General features: G+C 71.4%; 17 protein-coding genes and 1 tRNA gene. 9 read left to right on the top strand and 9 right to left on the bottom strand.

Going from position 1 to position 18,920, the window contains the following annotated elements:
• Positions 1-20: 20 nt before the first annotated feature.
• From cysS to ACZ4MF_RS09600, 3 genes are all read left to right on the top strand, one after another.
• The gene (gene cysS, locus ACZ4MF_RS09610) at positions 21-1,418 is read left to right on the top strand and encodes a cysteine--tRNA ligase (RefSeq protein ID WP_467491380.1); all 1,398 of its coding nucleotides are present in this window, start codon (positions 21-23) and stop codon (positions 1,416-1,418) included.
• Between the two features lie 128 nt (positions 1,419-1,546).
• Complete coding sequence (gene rlmB, locus ACZ4MF_RS09605; protein WP_467491378.1) at positions 1,547-2,488, top strand: 23S rRNA (guanosine(2251)-2'-O)-methyltransferase RlmB; 942 nt, start codon at positions 1,547-1,549, stop codon at positions 2,486-2,488.
• Positions 2,489-2,616: 128 nt separating this feature from the next.
• Positions 2,617-4,335 (top strand): DoxX family protein, encoded by a 1,719-nt coding sequence (locus ACZ4MF_RS09600; RefSeq protein WP_467491376.1) that lies wholly within the window; start codon positions 2,617-2,619, stop codon positions 4,333-4,335.
• 87 nt (positions 4,336-4,422) lie between these two features.
• Here the strand turns inward: ACZ4MF_RS09600 and ACZ4MF_RS09595 are convergent, their stop codons facing one another.
• The 3 genes from ACZ4MF_RS09595 to ACZ4MF_RS09585 all read right to left on the bottom strand — a co-directional run bounded on the left by ACZ4MF_RS09595 (position 4,423) and on the right by ACZ4MF_RS09585 (position 7,034).
• A complete protein-coding gene (locus tag ACZ4MF_RS09595) occupies positions 4,423-5,154 on the bottom strand; it encodes a nucleotidyltransferase family protein (protein WP_467491374.1) in 732 nt (243 codons plus the stop codon).
• 63 nt (positions 5,155-5,217) lie between these two features.
• Entirely contained in the window at positions 5,218-5,688 is a 471-nt protein-coding gene (locus ACZ4MF_RS09590; protein ID WP_356020339.1) for a hypothetical protein, read from the bottom strand.
• Between the two features lie 209 nt (positions 5,689-5,897).
• A complete protein-coding gene (locus ACZ4MF_RS09585) occupies positions 5,898-7,034 on the bottom strand; it encodes an ABC transporter ATP-binding protein (RefSeq protein ID WP_467491372.1) in 1,137 nt (378 codons plus the stop codon).
• A 220-nt stretch (positions 7,035-7,254) separates the two neighbouring features.
• Here ACZ4MF_RS09585 and ACZ4MF_RS09580 point away from each other — a divergent pair.
• Positions 7,255-7,328, top strand: a tRNA-Thr gene (locus ACZ4MF_RS09580).
• A gap of 102 nt (positions 7,329-7,430) precedes the next feature.
• Here the strand turns inward: ACZ4MF_RS09580 and ACZ4MF_RS09575 are convergent.
• Entirely contained in the window at positions 7,431-8,654 is a 1,224-nt protein-coding gene (locus ACZ4MF_RS09575; protein ID WP_467491370.1) for an MFS transporter, read from the bottom strand.
• 65 nt (positions 8,655-8,719) lie between these two features.
• Between ACZ4MF_RS09575 and ACZ4MF_RS09570 the strand changes: the two genes are divergently transcribed.
• Entirely contained in the window at positions 8,720-9,094 is a 375-nt protein-coding gene (locus ACZ4MF_RS09570; RefSeq protein ID WP_467491368.1) for an ArsR/SmtB family transcription factor, read from the top strand.
• A gap of 38 nt (positions 9,095-9,132) precedes the next feature.
• Here the strand turns inward: ACZ4MF_RS09570 and ACZ4MF_RS09565 are convergent, their stop codons facing one another.
• Positions 9,133-9,891 carry a hypothetical protein gene (locus tag ACZ4MF_RS09565; RefSeq protein ID WP_467491366.1) on the bottom strand — a complete coding sequence of 253 codons (759 nt, stop codon included), beginning with the start codon at positions 9,889-9,891 and terminating at the stop codon, positions 9,133-9,135.
• A gap of 5 nt (positions 9,892-9,896) precedes the next feature.
• Entirely contained in the window at positions 9,897-11,243 is a 1,347-nt protein-coding gene (locus tag ACZ4MF_RS09560; RefSeq protein ID WP_467491364.1) for an acyltransferase, read from the bottom strand.
• A gap of 259 nt (positions 11,244-11,502) precedes the next feature.
• Between ACZ4MF_RS09560 and ACZ4MF_RS09555 the strand changes: the two genes are divergently transcribed.
• On the top strand, positions 11,503-12,390 hold the full coding sequence (locus ACZ4MF_RS09555; protein ID WP_356020326.1) for a LysR family transcriptional regulator: 888 nt from the start codon (positions 11,503-11,505) through the stop codon (positions 12,388-12,390).
• A gap of 102 nt (positions 12,391-12,492) precedes the next feature.
• On the opposite strand, the gene ACZ4MF_RS09550 is transcribed toward ACZ4MF_RS09555, so the two are convergent.
• Together ACZ4MF_RS09550 and ACZ4MF_RS09545 are read right to left on the bottom strand one after the other, a co-directional pair.
• The gene (locus ACZ4MF_RS09550) at positions 12,493-14,466 is read right to left on the bottom strand and encodes a hypothetical protein (RefSeq protein ID WP_467491362.1); all 1,974 of its coding nucleotides are present in this window, start codon (positions 14,464-14,466) and stop codon (positions 12,493-12,495) included.
• 113 nt (positions 14,467-14,579) lie between these two features.
• On the bottom strand, positions 14,580-15,500 hold the full coding sequence (locus ACZ4MF_RS09545) for an aminoglycoside phosphotransferase family protein (protein WP_467491360.1): 921 nt from the start codon (positions 15,498-15,500) through the stop codon (positions 14,580-14,582).
• Between ACZ4MF_RS09545 and ACZ4MF_RS09540 the strand changes: the two genes are divergently transcribed.
• The 3 genes from ACZ4MF_RS09540 to ACZ4MF_RS09530 all read left to right on the top strand — a co-directional run bounded on the left by ACZ4MF_RS09540 (position 15,499) and on the right by ACZ4MF_RS09530 (position 18,381).
• Positions 15,499-16,164, top strand: coding sequence for a rhomboid-like protein (locus tag ACZ4MF_RS09540; protein ID WP_467491358.1), 666 nt, complete (start codon positions 15,499-15,501; stop codon positions 16,162-16,164). The genes ACZ4MF_RS09545 and ACZ4MF_RS09540 overlap by 2 nt on opposite strands.
• A gap of 10 nt (positions 16,165-16,174) precedes the next feature.
• On the top strand, positions 16,175-17,605 hold the full coding sequence (locus tag ACZ4MF_RS09535; RefSeq protein WP_467491356.1) for an NAD(P)/FAD-dependent oxidoreductase: 1,431 nt from the start codon (positions 16,175-16,177) through the stop codon (positions 17,603-17,605).
• A 95-nt stretch (positions 17,606-17,700) separates the two neighbouring features.
• Positions 17,701-18,381, top strand: a complete 681-nt coding sequence (locus ACZ4MF_RS09530) for a pentapeptide repeat-containing protein (protein WP_467491354.1) — start codon at positions 17,701-17,703, stop codon at positions 18,379-18,381.
• A gap of 18 nt (positions 18,382-18,399) precedes the next feature.
• Here ACZ4MF_RS09530 and ACZ4MF_RS09525 read toward each other — a convergent pair whose 3' ends face one another.
• The gene (locus ACZ4MF_RS09525) at positions 18,400-18,900 is read right to left on the bottom strand and encodes a hypothetical protein (protein ID WP_356020314.1); all 501 of its coding nucleotides are present in this window, start codon (positions 18,898-18,900) and stop codon (positions 18,400-18,402) included.
• Between the last annotated feature and the right edge of the window lie 20 nt (positions 18,901-18,920).

Raw genomic sequence — 18,920 nt, 5'->3', positions numbered from 1 at the left:
GTGCCCACTACCCTGGAGTGGTGACCATTCGCCTGTACGACACCAGCGCCCGGCAGATCCGTGACTTCACCCCGCTCGAGCCGGGTTGTGTCTCGATCTACCTGTGTGGCGCCACCGTGCAGGCGGCCCCCCACATCGGGCACATCCGGTCGGGGCTCAACTTCGACATCATGCGCCGCTGGTTCACGTACCGCGGCTATGACGTGACGTTCGTCCGCAACGTCACGGACATCGACGACAAGATCATCGCGAAGTCCCGTGAGCAGGGCCGCCCGTGGTGGTCGATCGGCTACGAGAACGAGCGCGCCTTCGACGAGGGCTACACCGCCCTCGGCTGCCTCCCGCCGACCTACGAGCCGCGCGCCACCGGCCACATCACCGAGATGGTCGAGATGATGCAGCGCCTCATCGAGCGCGGGCACGCCTACGCGGCGGACGGCAACGTCTACTTCGACGTGCGCTCCTTCCCGCAGTACCTGGCCCTGTCGCGCCAGGAGCTCGACAACCTGCTCCAGCCGTCCGGCGAGGGCGAGACCGGCAAGCGCGACCCGCGCGACTTCGCCATGTGGAAGGCGGCCAAGCCGGGCGAGCCGACCTGGCCGACCCCGTGGGGTGCGGGCCGTCCGGGCTGGCACCTGGAGTGCTCGGCGATGGCCCACAAGTACCTGGGCTCCGCGTTCGACATCCACGGCGGCGGCCTGGACCTGATCTTCCCGCACCACGAGAACGAGATCGCCCAGGCCAAGGCGTACGGCGACGAGTTCGCCCGGTACTGGGTGCACAACGCCTGGGTCACCCTGGCCGGCGACAAGATGTCCAAGTCGCTGGGCAACAGCGTGCTGGTGTCCGAGATGGTCAGGCAGTGGCGGCCCGTCGTGCTGCGCTACTACCTGGGCACCCCGCACTACCGCTCGATGATCGAGTACAGCGAGGAGTCGCTGCGCGAGGCCGAGTCGGCGTTCGCGCGGATCGAGGGCTTCGTGCAGCGGGTCACCGAGCTGGCCGGCAAGACCGTCGAGCCGGCCGCCGAGGTCCCGCCGGCCTTCGCCGAGGCGATGGACGACGACCTGGGCGTCCCGCAGGCCCTGGCGATCGTGCACACCACGGTCCGGCAGGGCAACAGCGCGCTGGCCGCCGACGACAAGGAAGCGGCCGTGGCCCGGCTCGCCGAGGTGCGGGCCATGCTCGGCGTCCTCGGCCTCGACCCGCTCGACGAGCACTGGGCGGGCGAGTCCGACCGGAGCGAGGACCTGCACGGCGTGGTCGACAGCCTCGTCCGCCTGGTCCTGGACCAGCGCGAGGCCGCCCGCGCCCGCAAGGACTGGGCGACCGCCGACGCCATCCGCGACCAGCTCACCCAGTCCGGCCTCACCGTCGAGGACAGCCCCCAGGGCCCCCGCTGGACCCTCAAGGCCTAGCCAGGACCGGAAGATCGATTGTGCCGCCCGGCCTTCCGGGCGGCACACTGCATAGGGCGCGGACGCACAGACGCGGACGACGCAGACACAGAAGACGTACGTACGAAGCTCACGGAGACGAGTGACTCATGGCCGCGAACAACCGCCGCATGTCCGGCAAGAAGGGCGCGCAGGTCGGCAGTGGCGGCCAGCGGCGCCGGGGCCTGGAGGGCAAGGGCCCGACCCCGCCCGCCGAGATGCGCAAGGGGCACAAGAAGAACCGCATCGCCACCGCCAAGGCGAAGCAGGCCGCGCGCCGTCCCGTGGCCCGGGGCCGCGGCGGCAAGTCGGCGTCCGAGATGGTCGTCGGCCGTAACCCGGTCGTCGAGGCGCTGCGCGAGGGCGTGCCCGCCACCACCCTCTACGTCCAGCAGTTCATCGACAACGACGAGCGCGTCCGCGAGGCCCTCCAGCTCGCCGCCGAACGCGGTGGCATCAACCTGATGGAGGCCCCGCGCCCCGAGCTGGACCGCATGACGAACGGCCTCAACCACCAGGGCCTCGTCCTCCAGGTCCCGCCGTACGAGTACGCGCACCCCGAGGACCTGCTCGACGCGGCGGCCGACGGGGGCGAGGACCCGCTGGTCGTCGCGCTCGACGGGGTCACCGACCCGCGCAACCTGGGCGCGGTCGTCCGCTCCGTCTCCGCCTTCGGCGGCCACGGCGTCGTCGTGCCCGAGCGCCGCTCGGCCGGCATGACCGCCGGCGCCTGGAAGACCTCCGCCGGTACGGCGGCCCGTACCCCGGTCGCCCGGGCCACCAACCTGACCCGCACCCTGGAGCAGTACAAGAAGGCGGGCGTCGCGGTCGTCGGCCTGGCGGCGGACGGCGAGGTCGAGCTCGGCGAGCTGGCGGCCCTGGACGGCCCGGTCGTCATCGTGGTCGGCAGCGAGGGCAAGGGCCTGTCCCGTCTGGTCGGCGAGACCTGTGACTTCCGCGTCCGCATCCCGATGCCGGGCGGCGCCGAGTCGCTGAACGCCGGTGTGGCGGCGGGGATCGTGCTGTACGAGGCGGCGCGCAGGCGGGCCTGAACGGCCGTCCGAATTCTCACCTGTTCGGGTTGATTCCGGTGTTCCTGCAGTGCTCCGGGCCCCTTTGACGGGGTCCGGACACATCCGACCGGTCAAAGACGTGTCCTAACTCCACGTCACTCGGTTAGATGAGTGTGGACACCAGAACACCCCGCACACCCACGGGGGACCGCTCGTCGGGATTCAAGTCCGGATTCTCGTCCGGTCCCGAAGACGCTCCCGCGCTGAGCATGGTGAAGGTGCCGAGCGATCCGGCGCAGGTCATCGTCAATCACGCCAGCTTCCGCGTGCAGCTGAGCGCGTCGGCGAAGCGGACCCAATCCCCGCGGATCGCCCGGCATCTGAGTGCCGCCCATCACACCGCCGGGATGCCCGCCATGAGCCCCGAGGGCCGGGCGGGCGCCGTCGGCCGCCGCCGCCCCGTCGTGTGGAGCGGCAAGTCCGCCCCCGACGACACCGGCGCCCACCGGCTCCTCCAGGCCGTGCGGGGCAGCGTCCGCCAGACCGAGGAGCCCGAGGGCGGCGCCACCCAGGTCATCCCGCGCGTCGGCACCGGCTACGACGACGGCTACGACGCGCTGGACCAGACGGTCGAGACCCCGGTCGTGGGCCACCAGCGCACCGCCCCGGACGCCGACGGCACCCGCCTGCTGCCCCACATGGGCACGGCCGGCGGCGCCTACGACGAACCCCCGTACCAGGAAGCCGACTTCGGACGCCCCCACGGCTACGACGACTACGACGGCTACGACGACCGCGACGGTTACGACGCGTACGCGGATCACCCGGGCCGCCGGGACCGCGCCCTCGACGACCTCGCGCGCCCCGTGCGGCGCCAGGGCGAAGACCTCGCCCGGCACGCCTACTACCCGGGCCGCCGGATGAACCTCGGCGTCGTCCTGCTCCCGCTGCGCATCTTCCTCGGCTTCATCTCCATCTACGCCGGCATGGGCAAGCTGTGCGACCCCGTCTACTTCGACGGCGGCAAGCGCGGCTCCATGGTCAAGTGGCTCAACACCCTGCACCCGTGGGACGTGGCCGAGCCGCTGCGCCAGTTCGCCCTGCACCATCCGGTCGGCTCCGGCCTGGTCATCGCCTTCCTCCAGGTGGTCGTGGGCGTCCTGACGATCCTCGGCTGCTGGCAGCGCGTGGCCGCGGTCGTCGGTGCCCTGCTCTCCGCCGCCCTGATCGTCACGGTCAGCTGGAAGACGGTCCCCGCCTACGACGCGCCCGACATCATCTACCTCGCCGCCTGGTCGCCGCTGATCATCGCCGGTGCGCCCGTCTACTCCGTGGACGGCCGGCTCGCGGCCGGTGCCTGGCGGCGCCTCGGCCCCCGCTCCGACATCTGGGAGCTGCGCCGCTACGTCCTGCGCCGCGGCGCCCTGATCACGGCCGTCACGGCCGGCCTCACCCTGCTCGTCGGCTCCCTGCTGGGCGGCGCCGTACGCGACTCCAGCCGCGTGGTCGTCCCCGGCCCCGGCGAGGCCCCCCGCAACAACCTCCCGGGCTCCCCGCTCCCGCAGGAGCCGGGCCGGCGGCACAGCACCTCCCCGTCGGCCTCCACGCCCCCCACGGGCGGTGCGAGCCCCTCCGGCGCGGCGACGACCCCGGGCGCCACGCGCAGCGCGGCTGGTACGACGGTGCCCAGCGAGACCCAGGGCACCTCGGGCCAGCTCCCGCGTCACCACTCCTCCCCGACGGGCGGCACCCCGAGCACCACCGCGGGCCCGACCAGCACGGGCGGTACGGCGACCGGCGGCCCGACGTCCTCGGGCGGCTCGGGCAGCTCCGGCGGCGCGTCGTCCTCCGGCCAACCGGGCCTGGTGGGCGGCCTGTTGGGCTGACCGGCAGCCGGTAGCCGGTAGTCGGCGCAGCGAAAGGCGCGCGAAAGGCAAGGGCCCCGCATCACGACGATGCGGGGCCCTTTGCCGTCAACGGCCCAGAGCCGCCAGCTCCTTGGCGGCTTCCGTCAGGTCCTTGGCGGTGTCGATGGCCCGCCAGTAGGCCCCCTGCGGAATGGGGAATCCGAAGAGCCGCTCTTCCCGGGCCAGCCGGGGGAACGTGGTCCGCTCATGGTCGCCCCGCTCCGGGAGCATCCCGGCGAACTCGGGCGAGAAGACGTACACGCCGGCGTTGATCTCGAACGTCGACGGCGGTGCCTCGATGAAGTCGGTGATGTGCCCGAACCCGTCGGTCCGCACCGCACCCCACGGGATACGGGGACGGGCCAGGGCCAGGGTGGCCGTGGCGTCCTGCTCGGTGTGGAAGTCGGCCATGTCCCGCAGGGAGAAGCGGGTCCAGATGTCGCCGTTGGTGGCGTACCACGGCCGGTCGGGGCGGGGGAGGTGCGCGGCGGCGTACTTGAGGCCGCCGCCGCGGCCGAGGGGCTCGGTCTCCACGACGGTGGTGACGGAGACCGGCAGGTCGGCGGAGTCCAGCCACTTCTGCAGGACTTCGGCGAGGTGGCCGCAGGAGACCACCACGTCCGTGACGCCTTCCTCGGCGAGCCAGGACAGCTGATGGCCGATGATCGGAGTGCCCGTGCCGGGGATCTCGACCATCGGCTTGGGCCGGTCGTCGGTGTACGGACGCAGCCGGGAGCCCTGGCCACCGGCCAGGACCACGGCTTGGGTGGGGCGCGACGCGGCGTTGGGATGGGTCATGCCCGCACTGTACGTGGCGCTCCGCCCGGGCCGGCCGACAACGACGCGGGCCCGGGCTCCGGCTCAGCTGTGCGCGGCGAGCACGCCCGAGGCGAACGACGTGTCGCACACCGGGCGGGCGTAGGACTGGGCGTGCGAGGCGCCGTAGATGCGCGCGGCGGCCTGGCCGAGGGCGCGGGCGATGGACGAGCAGTGCTTGGCCAGCGACGGGTGGTCGTTGACGGCCTGCTGGAGGTGGGTGAGGACCACCCCCGGGTTCTTGTCCTGGAGCTCGCTGATCAGCCGGTCACGGAGCGCGTCCTGCGGGGTCTCGGGAGCTTTCTCGGCGGACGCGGGGGAAACCTCCGCCGGGGAGACGTCCGAGGCGGCCAGCACCGAGCTGCGGGGGCTCCCGGTCCAGTTGACCCGCGTGACCGCGAGGGTCCCGGAGAGCACCAGGACGACGGGCAGGACGAGGGCGAGAGTGCGGCCGATGTGGCGGGCAGGGCCGCCCCGGTGGCCGCGTCGCGTCTGAGGGTTGGTGGAGTGCTTCACGCGTGTGAGGGTAGCGCCCGGTAATGATTTGGCGACATTGAGTCACTCTTACGGGGGATGAGGTCGTGCCTTTTTCTGGGTATGGGGTTGACGCCGCTCACCCGAAATGATCGCTGTGCCGGGGTATTTCCGGCGGTACATACGACGCGAATGGGGCCCCGCGGCACTCCGCGGGGCCCCATTCGTCAACTCCGGCGCAAACGCCCAGCTCAGTCGGAGAGGCGCTCGCCCGTCGACGTGGAGAACACGTGGATCTCGCCCGGCCGCGGCACGACGTGCAGCGTGGAGCCCTTCTCCGGCACCTGGCGGCCGTTGACCCGGACCACCAGGTCCTTGACCTCGCCGCCGACCTCGGCGGTGCCGTAGACGTAGCCGTCGGCGCCCAGCTCCTCGACCACGTTCACCGAGACGGCGAGACCGGCCGGGGCGTCCGCGCTGTCCTTGGAGAGGGACGCGGCCGCGCCTCCGCCCAGTTCGACCACGTCGAAGTGCTCGGGCCGGACGCCGACGGTCACCGTGCGGTCGCCCTTGTCGGTGGCGGCCGTCAGGGCCTCGCGGTTGACGGGGACGACGCTGTTGCCGAACTTCACGCCGCCGTCGGTGACCGGGACCTCGATCAGGTTCATGGCGGGGGAGCCGATGAAGCCGGCGACGAAGAGGTTCGCGGGCTTGTCGTACATGTTGCGCGGCGAGTCGACCTGCTGGAGCAGGCCGTCCTTGAGGACCGCCACGCGGTCGCCCATCGTCATGGCCTCGACCTGGTCGTGGGTGACGTAGACGGTGGTGATGCCGAGACGGCGCTGCAGGGACGCGATCTGCGTACGGGTGGAGACGCGGAGCTTGGCGTCCAGGTTGGACAGCGGCTCGTCCATGAGGAAGACCTGTGGCTCGCGGACGATCGCGCGGCCCATCGCGACACGCTGGCGCTGACCGCCGGAGAGGGCCTTCGGCTTGCGGTCGAGGTACTCGGTGAGGTCGAGGATCTTGGCGGCCTCCTCGACCTTCTGCCGGATCTCCGCCTTGTTGACGCCGGCGATCTTGAGCGCGAAGCCCATGTTGTCGGCGACGGTCATGTGCGGGTACAGGGCGTAGTTCTGGAACACCATGGCGATGTCCCGGTCCTTGGGCGGCAGGTGGGTGACGTCGCGGTCACCGATGCGGATGGCGCCGCCGTTGACGTCCTCCAGGCCCGCGAGCATCCGCAGGGAGGTGGACTTTCCGCAACCGGACGGGCCGACCAGGACGAGGAACTCGCCGTCCTCGATCGCGATGTCGAGACCGTCGACGGCGGGCTTGGTGGAACCCGGGTAGATCCGGGTCGCCTTGTCGAACGTGACTGTGGCCATGGTGAGGGGCCCCCTTCTACCGGCAGGAACGTGCCGGACGATCCGTTGTAGGAAGGTGGTGGGTGCAGTCCACGCGCTGTGGTCCACGCGGGTGAACTGGATCAGGACGGTACCTGGCGTTCACTCGGTCTGTCAGTACCCGGGCGACGGTGAACTTCGCGGAGATTTTCGACAGGACCCGGCGCGGAGGTGGGTACACTGCACGGGCGCCCATGCGCACGCCTCCTTAGCTCAGCTGGTCAGAGCACCGCTCTTGTAAAGCGAAGGTCGTCGGTTCGAATCCGACAGGGGGCTCTGGCTCTACCGGCTCCACCTGGGGCGATGCCCTCACGATCCATGATCGTGAGGGCATCGACGGCAGTTCTCGACGGCGATCCGCCTCCGGTGGAGTCGGCCTCACTCCACGCGGGCAGCGCCCGGCGCCGTGGAGGTCGTGGAAGCCGCCGGCGTGGCGCCGCCGCGGGCCCCGTCGGCTCCCGGCACCACCTGACGCACGCTCACCAGTGCCGCCAGTGCGATCGCTCCCGCCACCGCCGGAACGCCGGCCGCCCCGATCGTGGACAGCGTCACGCCGCCGAGCGCGCCGGCGACGGCGACGCCGAGGAACTGTGCGGAGAAGTGCAGGCCGAGGGCCTGGGAGCGCTGCTCGGGGGCGAGGCCGGCCAGGCGGGTCTGCTGGCTGATGCCGCCCGACCACCAGGCCATGCCGAAGGCGAACAGGAGCGGGAAGGCGATGATCCGCGCCGTCGTGTGCAGGTGCGCGACGGTCAGCAGGGTCAGTACCGCGAGGAACGCGGTGATCAGCAGCAGCGCCGTGCGCAGGACGTTCGCGAGCGCGTGCTTGGCCAGGACGGAGCCGATGATGCGGCCGCCGGTGAACCCGCCCGCGCCGAAGACGACCATCAGGGCGGCCACGCCGGTGCTGCCGAGGCCGGTGGAGCGCTGCGCGATGGGGGCGAGGTACGTGTACATCGTGTAGGCGGCCAGGAACAGGCCGAACGTGGTGACCAGGCCCCAGCGGACGGCGCCGCGGCGCAGCAGGTTGAGCCGGCCGGCGGTCGCGCCCGCGGTGCCCGGGACGTCCGGGAGCCAGGCCGCGATGGCGACGGCGGTGACGAGGGCCAGGGCCGTGACGAAGCCGAAGGAGGCCCGCCAGCCGAGGGCCGCGCCGACGACCGTGCCGATGGGGGCGCCGAGGGTGAGGGCGATCGCGTTGCCGCCGGCCGTGACGGCGATGGCGCGCGGCAGCTCCTCGGGTTTGCTCAGCGCGGCGGCTGCGGCCGCGGCGGGCGCGGCGAAGAGGGCGGCGCCCAGCGCGGCGAGGACCCGGGCCACGGCCAGGGTGACGAGGTTGGGGGAGACGGCGGCGAGCACGTTGGCGGCGGCGAAGCCGACGGCCGCCCAGATGAGCAGCTTCTTGAGCGGAACGTGCTGGAACTGGCCGATCAGGGGCGGACCCGCTAAGGCGTAGACGACGGCGAAGACCGTGACCATCTGCCCGCACATCGACACCGTGGAGTGCAGGTCGTGGGCCACGTCCGGGAGGACGCCGGCGATCACGTAACCCTCGGTTCCGACCGTGAAGGTGCCAAGGGCCAGGAGGTAGATCCTTGGATTCATGGTCCAACGGTACAAGAGTTGTTGAACCATTGGAAGGGGCGGCGCGGCGCAGTAGGGTCGTAGGCATGCGCGACAGGTTTCATGCCGAACTGGACAACGTCAGCCTCGCCCAGGCGATGCACGGGCTGAGCGACCCGCTGCGCCTGCGGATCGTCGCCCTGCTGGCCGAACGCGGCGAGACCGAGTGCTCGGTGATCTACAACGACCTCGGCATCAGCAAGTCGAACGCCTCGCACCACTTCCGTGTCCTGCGCGAGTGCGGGCTGATCTGGCGCAGCCACCAGGGGCAGCAGCAGAGCGCCCGGCTGCGTGTCGACGAGTTCGAGGGGCGGTTCCCGGGGCTGCTGGCCGCCGTGATCCACAACATGGGGGCCGCGGAGCCGGGGCCCGAACGGCGGCGCGAGGCCGGCGAGCCCGAGGGCGCGCCGGCCTCGCGTTGACCGGGGCCGGTGCCGGCGGGGAGCCGGGACCGGCCGGTTCAGCAGGCGAAGGGGGTGGTCAGGCTCAGGCCCGAGTACGTGTCCCGCATCGCGATGACGTCACCGTCGCGCAGCTCGGCCCCGTCCTTGTGCGAGCTGATGCAGGAGCCCAGCAGGAGATACACGACCGTGCCGGCCTCGAACAGGCCGCGCCGGTGCAGCAGCAGCCGTTCCAGGACGCGCGGGGAGTAGAGCATCTCCCGCCTGCCGAGGGCCCCGTCGCGCTGCCACACGACCCGGCCGTCCCGGCTGATCGACGCGCTGACGGCGCTGGTCGGCGGCAGTTCCTCCAGCACGGCCTCGGCGGCGACGACCGTCGGCTGGAGCTTCGACAGGTTGGCCAGGTTCCGGCGGGCGTGTCTGAGGCCCGCGTCCGAGAAGTCGTTGGCCAGCGTGAAGCCGAGGTAGACCGGCTCGCCCTGCTTGTTCACGCAGTAGGCGGCGCAGTACTCGACCTCGATGCCGCCGGACGTCAGCGGCACCGGGCTGGTGAGCCGGTCGCCGTCGGTGCGCAGGAGGTCCCCGGTGCCCTTGTAGTAGAAGTCCAGCCGTCCCTTCTCCACCTTCGCCCCGTTCACGACGGAGTGGGTGTAGCCGAAGCTGTAGACGGCGGCCCTTGACCGGTCGGCGGGCAGGAAGGGCACCTGCCCGGCGGGGAGGGGCTGTTCGGGCCGGCCGTCCAGGAACTCCGGCCAGGACAGCCCGCTGGCGGCGTACTCGACGGCGAGTTCGTACGATCCGGCGGTCTTCCGCGTCATGGTGATCACTTCTTCCTGAACACCTTGTACTGGTTTCCGGCGAGGGTCAGGTCGGCGGTCTCGACGAGGTTGTCGGGGAGCGGGCCGCCGCCCGGCACGTCGCGGACGTCGCTGACCAGGAGGCCGCCCTGGAGCAGGGTGCGCTCCAGCTCGGCGAACGGGACGACCGTGGTGCCGGGGGCGTGCTCGCTGATCGTGAGGTCGTAGCCGGTCCGCTTGTTGTAGTGGAAGTGACCGGCGGTCTCGAAGGGCAGCGTGGCGCCGGTGAGGTCCGAACGCACCCGGACGCGCAGGGCCTTGTGGTCGCCGGCCCACTGGAGCACGTGGGGCGTGAGGTCCGGGGAGTGCGTGGCGATGTCGAGACGGGCCTCGGCGAGCAGGGGCACGAGGCGCAGGGAGTCCGGCTTCAGCAGCAGGGTGCGCATCCGCGGGTGCCTCAACTCACTTGTGAGCTCGGCGAGTTCTGACAGGTCGTCGCCGGAGCCGAGCAGCGGGCCGCTCTCGGCGGCGTAGGTCCGCAGCCAGTCCGCGTCGACCTTCCCCCAGTCGGAGATCCGCAGCACCTCCTCCACGCTCAGTTGGAACCGGCCGAACAGGAAGGCCTTGAACGGCTGGTACTGGAGGATGCGGCCGTGGTCGCCGACGATGGAGTAGTCGCCCACCCAGCTGTTGATGAAGGACCGGGTGCCCACGACGCTCGCCAGGCCCAGGTAGTCGCTGTTCCAGCCGACCATGGCGTCGCGTCCCACCCATGCGTAGTCCCGCAGGACGACGCCCGGCTGGTCCGTCATGGAGACGGTGCGCGCCCCGATCGAGGGCCGTCCGTACGCGCTGTGGTCCTGGCGCAGCAGCAGGCTGCCGGGGGACAGCCAGGCGCCGTCGCCGATGGTGATGTCGCCGCCCGCGTTGATCCCGCTCCCCTTGCCGAACCGGACGTACCGGCCGATGTTGATGCGGGGTATCTGGTGCGCGGCCAGGGCGTACTGGTGGTCGGCGTGCGGGGCGCTGAAGTAGGCGCCGCCCTCGAAGTGGGTGGGGAGGATCCAGTGCTGCCCGGCACCCTCCTTGACGAGCAGCGGATCGCCTGAGGTGTCCACGGAGAAGTGCTCTTCCGGAAGCCCGAGTTCCGCTCCGAGTTCCCGGAGTGATTTCTCGACGAGCCGACCGAATTCCACCTGCTGTCGTTCGTTTCCGATGCCGGCCGACTGCTTCCGGAGTTCCTTCAGGACCTGGGTGTACCGAACAATCGGGTACGGCTCGGGACCGGTCCCGACGTCCAGCTTTTCCAGCAGGTTTCCCAGGCTTACTCGCTCTACGGTGGTGCGCGCGTCGAAGTATTCGGACTTGTTCACTGAGTCCCCCTGAAAGGCCCGGGAATGGGTGTCCGGGCACATCGATGGCTGCCACACTGGCTGTTCAAAACCCTAGGTGAAGCCTCAACGGGTCGGCCAACAAGAATTTGTTATTGGTTCAATAATTCCCGCTTATCGGTGGATCGGTGTAACAGGAAAAGGCCTTGTCAAGATCCCGTCAAGATAGGGTGATGCGGGGACTTCCTGGGCAGGTGGCCTTGTTGGTGAAAATGCAAGCCCCCCACACACCGAGGTAGTTATGTCTCGCAATCTGGATGTCGGTCAGCTGCGTACCCTCGTTACTATTCTGGAAACGGGAGGTTTCCATCGTGCTGCCGAGCGACTTTCGCTCACACAGCCCGCGGTGAGCCAGCACATACGCAAACTCGAATCCCTGCTGAATGGTCCGGTGTTCACCAGTACCGGGCGCCGGCTCCGGCTCAGTCCGCGGGCCGAGGAACTCGCCGGATACGCCCGGCGGATCGTCGCTCTCAACGACGAGGCGGTCGGCCGCGTCAGCGCCGTACCGCGCACCGAGTTACACCTCTCGGTGGGCGTCTCGCAGCAGTTCGAACCCGCCATGCCGGAACTGCTGGCCACGCTCACCCGGCTGCTGCCGGACGCCCGGATCGCCCTGCGCACGGGGCTGAGCGCACCGCTCACCGCCCGCGTCGGCGACGGCGAACTGGACCTCGCCGTGGTCTCCGCGCCGCCGCGCGGCAGCCGGGACCTGTTCCTGGGGCGCGTCCAACTCGCCTGGTTCGGCCGTCATCTGATCGAGGCGGGCGCTCCGCTCCCGCTGGTGCTGTGCGTCGAGCCGTGCAACCTGCGGGTCCATGTGCTGAACTCCGTCGCCCTGGGCGGGGTGCCCTGGAGAAGCGTGTACGAGGGCCCCGATCTGCCCGGCGTCCGGGCGGCGATCCGCGCCGGACTCGGCAACACCTGCCTGCCGGCCAACGCGGACGAACTGTGGGGGCTGCGCAAGGCTCCCGAGGAGTGCTTCCCGCCGGTCGAGCCGGTCGAGGCGTCGCTCGTGCTCGCCCCCAGCGTCGGGCCGCACGTCATCGAGGCGGCCCACCGCGCGGCCCGGGACGCCCTGCGCTGCTTCCCCTTCTCGTACGAGGGCTCGTACAGAATGGCGTCCTGACGCGAGGGAGGTCCTCGTGCGGACTCCAGTCGGGCTGGACGGGTTATGTGCGGTGACTTACGACCGTGTACCCCATCCAGCCCCACACAGGGCGGGTGCGGCTCAGGGCAGGTACGACCGTGTGTTGCTCGCCCACAGGGCGCCGCCCTTGCCCGTGCCGCCGGTGGCGGTGTAGACGACGACGTTGCCGTCGTTCTGCATCACCGCGTACGCGCCGGAGTGGCCGTAGGTGTGGGTGGACCACAGGGCGGTGCCGGTGCTGGAGTAGACGACCAGATTGCCGTCGGCCTGCATGGAGGTGTAGGCGCCGGAGTGGCCGGAGGTGCCGGTGGACCAGATCGCCTTGCCGTCGCGCTTGCGGTACAGCACGAGGTTGCCGTCCGGCTGCATCGCCAGGCGGGTGTACCGGGCCTGGGCCCACCAGCCGGCCGTGAGCTTCTGGCCGGAGCCGATCGTCGCCGAGTGCACGTTCGTGCCGTCGGCCCACAGCGAGCCGCCCGTGCTCGGGCCGCCGCCGGAGCCGTAGACCACCAGGTTGCCGTCGTCCTGGACCAGGAAGTAGGCGCCGGAGTGGCCGCTGGTGTGGGTCGACCACAGGGCGGTGCCGGTGCTGGAGTAGACGACCAGGCTGCCGTCGGCCTGCATGGACGCGTAGGCGCCGGAGTGGCCGCTGGTGTGGGTCGACCAGATCGCCGGGCCGCTGCCGCTGGTGCCGTTCGTCTTGAGGTACGCGACCAGGTTGCCGTCGCTGCCCATGGTCAGCGTGATGTTCGCGCTGCTCAGCCGGTGGCCGGAGGTGAGCTTCTGGCCGGGCTGGAGGGAGTTGACGCCGTTCGCGCCGAAGGCGAAGGCGGCGGTGCCGTTCGGGGTGCCGAGACCGGTCGGGCCGTCGTAGCCGGTGGCCGCCGTGCACAGGTAGCTGGTGGAGCAGGTGCCGTCGCTGCCCGCGGTGACGTCGTTCAGGGCCGACGTGTGCCCGTAGGCGTACGTCGACGGGTAGCTGTTCGCGGCCGGGGTGTCGGCGAGGGCGTAGGTGGCCGCGATGATGGGCGAGGAGGCGCTGGTGCCGCCGTATACGTTCCAGCCGGCCGAGCCGCCGTAGGTGTCGTAGACGGCGACGCCGGTGGCCGGGTCGGCGACCGCGGAGACGTCCGCGACGGTGCGGTGGGAGCAGCCGGTGTCGGTCTGCCAGGTGGGCTTGGCCTCGTCCGCGGAGCAGCCGGATCCGGTGCCCTCGGTGCTGCTGGTGGACCACACCGACTCGGACCAGCCGCGGGCGGTGCCCGCGCGGCTGAGCGAGGTGCCGCCGACCGCGGTGACGTAGGGGGAGGACGCCGGGTACTGGACGCCGTAGCCGCTGTCGCCCGCGCTGACGGTGATGGCGACGCCGGGGTGGTTGAAGTACTGGACGTCGTCGGTGGTCTCGCTCGGGTCCTCGGGGCCGCCGAAGGAGTTGGAGACGTACCTGGCGCCGAGGGCGACGGCCTCGTTCTCGGCGGTGCCGATGTCGCTGGTGCTCGTGGAGGAGGCCTCGACGAGCGTGATGTGGCACTGCGGGCAGACGGCGCTGACCATGTCGAGGTCGAGGGAGATCTCGCCGGCCCAGCCCGCGTCCGCCGCGGGGTACGTGGTGCCGCCGGTCTGGTTCACCTTGTGGAAGCAGCCGTTGGCGGTGGTGCAGGCGGGCAGGCCGTACTGGGCGCGGTAGGCGGCGAGGTCGGACTCCGCGTTCGGGTCGTCCAGGGCGTCGACGATCGCGACGGTCCGGCCCGAACCGGCGCTCGCCGACGGCAGGTTGTAGGCGCTCTGGAGGTCCGCGGGGCCGTAGCCGGACGGCGTGGTGTGCGGGCTCACCGTCAGACGCTGGAGGACATCGGTGCGGGCCTCGGCGAGGCACGCCACGTGGCCCGGCGCGGTGGGGTGGGCGCACAGGTGCTTGGCGTGGGCCGCGCCGTTCGCCGACGGAGCGGCGGAGGCGGCGGCCGTGAGCCAGCCGGTGGACAGCGCGGTGGATATGAGCGCGCTGGTGGACAGGACGGCGGCGGCGGATGCCGCCCGACGTCTCCGTGAGTGCAAGGAAGTGCCCTTCTGATGGTCCCGTGTGATGACTGGGGGGCGGACGAAAACTAGCCACGCCGTTCACCGGGGACAAGGAGAGGGCGGTAAATCCTTGATCATGGTTTCCCCGGTCAGGGCCGGGGAAGCAGCCGGCGCGCGATCTCCGACCGGCGCTCCTCGACCGGGCGGCCGTCCGTCACGTCCCACACGGCGTTCTGCAGCAGCCGGCCCAGCGTCCAGGCGCGGGCCCGCTCCCGGTCGAGGCCGAGGACGTCGGTCATCGCGTCGAAGCGCCAGGCGACCTCGGCCGCCTCGAACCGGTTGACCAGCGCGGGCCACAGCTCGAAGCCCGGGTCGCCGGCCAGCGGCTTGGGATCGATGGCGAGCCAGTCGGCGCGGCCGGCCGCGAGCACGTTCTCGAAGTGCAGGTCCCAGTGGAGCAGCCGGTCGCCGGGCTCGGCGACGACCTCCCGTACGGCCGCCGCGCAGTCGGCGACCGTACGGCGGGTCCCGGGGTCGGGGATCCGCGCCAGCGCCCACGGCGTCCGCTCCAGCAGGGCGGCGGCGATGTCGCCGAGCCGGCGCAGCTCGGGCGGTGCGGGGAAGGAGGTCAGCCGGGCGAGCAGCCGGGCGATCACGAGAACGGCGGCACGGGTGTCGGCCGTCGAGGACAGCATCCGGGAGGCGTCCAGGCGCTCCAGGAGCATGGTGCCGGTGGCCGGATCGTGGTCGAGGAGCCGTACGGCGCCGTCACCGTCCCAGACCCGCAGCGCGACCGGTTCGCCGTCGGTCTCCTCGTCCGGCAGCTGGAGCTTGAGCACGGCCCGGGTGCCGTCCGCGCCGGTGACCGGCAGGACGAGCGCGCTGACGCCGTTCATGGCCGGCCCGTCGAGCCGCAGCCCCCAGCGGTCCAGGAAGCGGGCCGCCAGCCCGGGCAGCGCGGCGACGAAGGCCCGCCCCGCCGCGCCGTTGTACTTCGCCTGCGCCTCGGCCAGGCCGTCGGGGATGTCGATCACGGACGGGACGATACTGGCGTGCGTGAATCGGCTCATGCGAATCAAGCGGGGCCTCACAGTGGTACGGGCCGCGGTGTGGTCGTGGATCCGCAGCGCACCCGGAACCTACGTGTGGCTGCTGGTCCTGTTCGTCACGACCGTCGCCCTGCACCGCATGTCGCCCGACTTCGAGCAGCACTTCCTGCGCCGGCGCTCGACCAACATCCACGAACTGTCGCACAACCCGGTGCGGGTGCTGGTGGCGAGCGCGTTCTGGATCGACAGCGGCCACTGGATTCCGTACGCCTTCCTGTACACGGTGTTCCACGCGCCCGTGGAGCGCTGGCTCGGCACGGCGCGCTGGCTCGCGGTGTGCGTGCTGGCGCACGTGTTCGCGACCCTGATCAGCGAGGGCGCCCTGCTGATCGCGATCCGGGACGGCATCGCCCCGTACCGCGCGGTCAACACCCTGGACATCGGGGTGAGTTACGCGCTGGCCGGGGTCATCGCGGTGCTCACGTACCGGATCGCGCCCCCCTGGCGGTACGCGTATCTGCTGGTGGTGCTGGTCATCTACGGGCTGCCGCTGGCCGAGGGGCGGACCTTCACCGATCTGGGCCACTTCGTCTCGGTGCTGATCGGGCTGGCCTGCTGTCCGCTGGTCAGAGGGCGCGGAAAAGCATGGAATCCGAAGGAGACACTGGCCGGGACGAGGGGCTAACGTCCCGGCCATGAGCAGCTCGGCAAGCAGTGCGGCCCCCGGCTTCGCGGGCGGCGTCGTCAACGGCGGGATCTCCTACTGGTACACGGACGACGGCCTCCCGGCGGTACGCGAGCCGCTGTCCGGGGACGCCACGGCCGATGTCGTGATCGTGGGCGGCGGATACACGGGCCTGTGGACCGCCTACTACCTGAAGAAGGCCGCCCCCTTCCTGCGCATCACGGTCCTGGAGCAGAAGTTCTGCGGCTACGGCGCCTCCGGCCGCAACGGCGGCTGGCTCTACAACGGGATCGCGGGCCGCGACCGGTACGCGAAGCTGCACGGCCACGAGGCCGCCGTACGCCTCCAGAAGGCGATGAACGACACGGTCGCCGAGGTGATCGCGGTGGCCGGGGCCGAGGGCATCGAGGCGGACATCCACCGCGGCGGCGTCCTCGAAGTCGCCACGACACCAGCCCAGTTGGCGCGCCTGAAGGCCTTCCACGCGCACGAGCTGTCGTACGGCGAGACGGACCGGGAGCTGTACGGCGCCCGCGAGACGGCCGAGCGGATCCGGGTCGCGGACGCGGTGGGCTCGGCCTGGACCCCGCACGGGGCCCGGCTGCACCCGGTGAAGCTGGTGAAGGGCCTGGCGGCGACGGTCGAGGCGCTGGGAGTGGTGATCCACGAGTCGACGCCGGTGACGGAGATCCGCTCCAAGCACGCCGTCACGCCCTACGGTACGGTCCGCGCCCCGTACGTGCTGCGCTGCACGGAGGGCTTCACGGCGCGGTTGAAGGGTCAGAAGCGCACCTGGCTCCCCATGAACTCCTCGATGATCGCGACCGAGCCGCTGACCGAGGAGCAGTGGGCGTCGATCGGCTGGGAGGGGCGCGAGACCCTGGGCGACATGGCGCACGCGTACATGTACGCGCAGCGCACGGCCGACGGCCGGATCGCGCTGGGCGGCCGCGGAGTGCCGTACCGCTTCGGCTCGCGCACCGACAACGACGGCCGCACACAGGCGGCGACGGTCGAGGCCCTGCACGAGATCCTGACCCGCTTCTTCCCCTCCCTGGCCGGGGTGCGCGTCGAGCACGCCTGGTCGGGCGTCCTCGGCGTCCCCCGCGACTGGTGCGCCACGGTCACCCTGGACCGCTCGACGGGCCTCGGCTGGGCGGGCGGCTACGTCGGCTCCGGCGTCGCCACGACCAACCTGGCCGCCCGCACCCTGCGCGACCTGGTCCAGCGGGACTCCGGGCAGGGCGGCCGCACCGACCTCACGGACCTGCCCTGGGTGAACCACACGGTCCGCAAGTGGGAGCCGGAGCCCTTCCGCTGGCTGGGCGTCCACGGCATGTACGCCACCTACCGCACCGCCGACCAGCGCGAACGCCTGTACCCCGGAACCGAGTCCTCCCGTCTGGCGAAGGCGGCGGACCGGGTGGCGGGGCGCCACTGAACCGGTTCCCCAGGGGACGCCGGGCGCACCTCGGGCCCGGTCGAGGTCGAGCGGCGGCCGGGGTGAGTGTCAGTGGCGGGGTGCAGCATGGGGGCATGGCGAGGAGAGCGACGGGTGAGGGCGGGAAGCGGGCGAAGGGCGCGCGGCGGCCGGAGGTGCGGCTGCCGCCGCTGACCCCGTGGTCCGGCGGCGGGCTGGAGCCGGACGGGGACTACGACGGGCTGGAGTTCCAGGACGCGGACCTGAGCGGGCAGGACGGCTCGGGCGCCCGCTTCCTGGACTGCGCGCTGACGGCCTGCGCCGTGGACGGTACGGCGCTCGGCCGGGCCAGAGTGCTGGACTCGGTGCTGACGGGGCTGCGCGGAGTCGGCACGCATCTCGCCGAGTCCACGTTCCGGGACGTCGAGGTGGTCGACGCGCGCCTCGGCGGCACCCAGCTGCACGGCGCCGTGCTGGAGCGGGTGGTGGTCCGCGGCGGCAAGATCGACTATCTCAATCTGCGCGAGGCCCGCCTCAGAGACGTCGTCTTCGAGTCCTGTGTGCTGGTCGAGCCGGACTTCGCGGGGGCGAGCCTGGAGCGGGTGGAGTTCGTCGGCTGCGCGCTGAAGGGGGCCGACTTCGGCAGCGCGACGCTGAAGGACGTGGATCTGCGCGGAGCCGCCCCGCTGGAGATCGTCCGCGGCCTGGACCGGCTGTCCGGGGCGGTGATCAGCACGGGGCAACTGCTGGATCTGGCACCGCTGCTGGCGGCGGAGCTGGGGATCAGAGTGGAGTAGTCGTTACGGCGCCATGGTTCACGGCAGACGGGGGAAGCGGGCCTGGAGGGTCCAGATCGCCGGGTTCTCCGCCAGGTCGTCGTGGAGGTCGGTGAGGTCCGCGATCAGATCGTGCAGGAAGTCGCGGGCCTCGCGGCGCAGCTCGGCGTGGCCGAAGCTGAGCGGGGCCTCCTCGGCCGGCATCCAGTCGGCCTCGATGTCCACCCAGCCGAAGCGGCGCTCGAACAGCATCCGGTCGGTGGACTCGGTGAAGTCCAGCTCGGCCTGCTGCGGGCGCGCGGCGCGCGAGCCCATCGGGTCCCGGTCCAGCCGCTCCACGATGTCGCACAGCGCCCACGCGAAGTCCAGCACCGGCACCCATCCCCAGGCTGTGGACAGCTCCCGGTCCGACTCGGTGTCCGCGAGATAGACGTCACCGCAGAACAGGTCGTGCCGCAGCGCGTGGACGTCCGCACGGCGGTAGTCGGTCTGCGGCGGGTCCGGGAACTTGTTGGAGAGGGCGTAGCCGATGTCGAGCACGCACCGATGGTGTCACGGGT

The sequence above is a fragment of the Streptomyces sp. NPDC025793 genome (genome assembly GCF_055558375.1).
Note: the sequence above shows the minus strand (reverse complement) of the source record. Positions and strands in the feature narration are given on the sequence as shown.

Bases quoted from the DNA above. Each gene is read 5' to 3' on its own strand.
- ACZ4MF_RS09570 (WP_467491368.1), top strand. From the start codon at position 8,720: ATGCGCGACAGGTTTCATGCCGAACTGGACAACGTCAGCCTCGCCCAG.
- ACZ4MF_RS09545 (WP_467491360.1), bottom strand. From the start codon at position 15,500: ATGAGCCGATTCACGCACGCCAGTATCGTCCCGTCCGTGATCGACATC.
- ACZ4MF_RS09585 (WP_467491372.1), bottom strand. From the start codon at position 7,034: ATGGCCACAGTCACGTTCGACAAGGCGACCCGGATCTACCCGGGTTCC.
- ACZ4MF_RS09565 (WP_467491366.1), bottom strand. From the start codon at position 9,891: ATGACGCGGAAGACCGCCGGATCGTACGAACTCGCCGTCGAGTACGCC.
- ACZ4MF_RS09535 (WP_467491356.1), top strand. From the start codon at position 16,175: ATGAGCAGCTCGGCAAGCAGTGCGGCCCCCGGCTTCGCGGGCGGCGTC.
- ACZ4MF_RS09595 (WP_467491374.1), bottom strand. From the start codon at position 5,154: ATGACCCATCCCAACGCCGCGTCGCGCCCCACCCAAGCCGTGGTCCTG.
- rlmB (WP_467491378.1), top strand. From the start codon at position 1,547: ATGGCCGCGAACAACCGCCGCATGTCCGGCAAGAAGGGCGCGCAGGTC.
- ACZ4MF_RS09575 (WP_467491370.1), bottom strand. From the start codon at position 8,654: ATGAATCCAAGGATCTACCTCCTGGCCCTTGGCACCTTCACGGTCGGA.
- ACZ4MF_RS09530 (WP_467491354.1), top strand. From the start codon at position 17,701: ATGGCGAGGAGAGCGACGGGTGAGGGCGGGAAGCGGGCGAAGGGCGCG.
- ACZ4MF_RS09600 (WP_467491376.1), top strand. From the start codon at position 2,617: ATGAGTGTGGACACCAGAACACCCCGCACACCCACGGGGGACCGCTCG.
- ACZ4MF_RS09555 (WP_356020326.1), top strand. From the start codon at position 11,503: ATGTCTCGCAATCTGGATGTCGGTCAGCTGCGTACCCTCGTTACTATT.
- ACZ4MF_RS09540 (WP_467491358.1), top strand. From the start codon at position 15,499: ATGCGAATCAAGCGGGGCCTCACAGTGGTACGGGCCGCGGTGTGGTCG.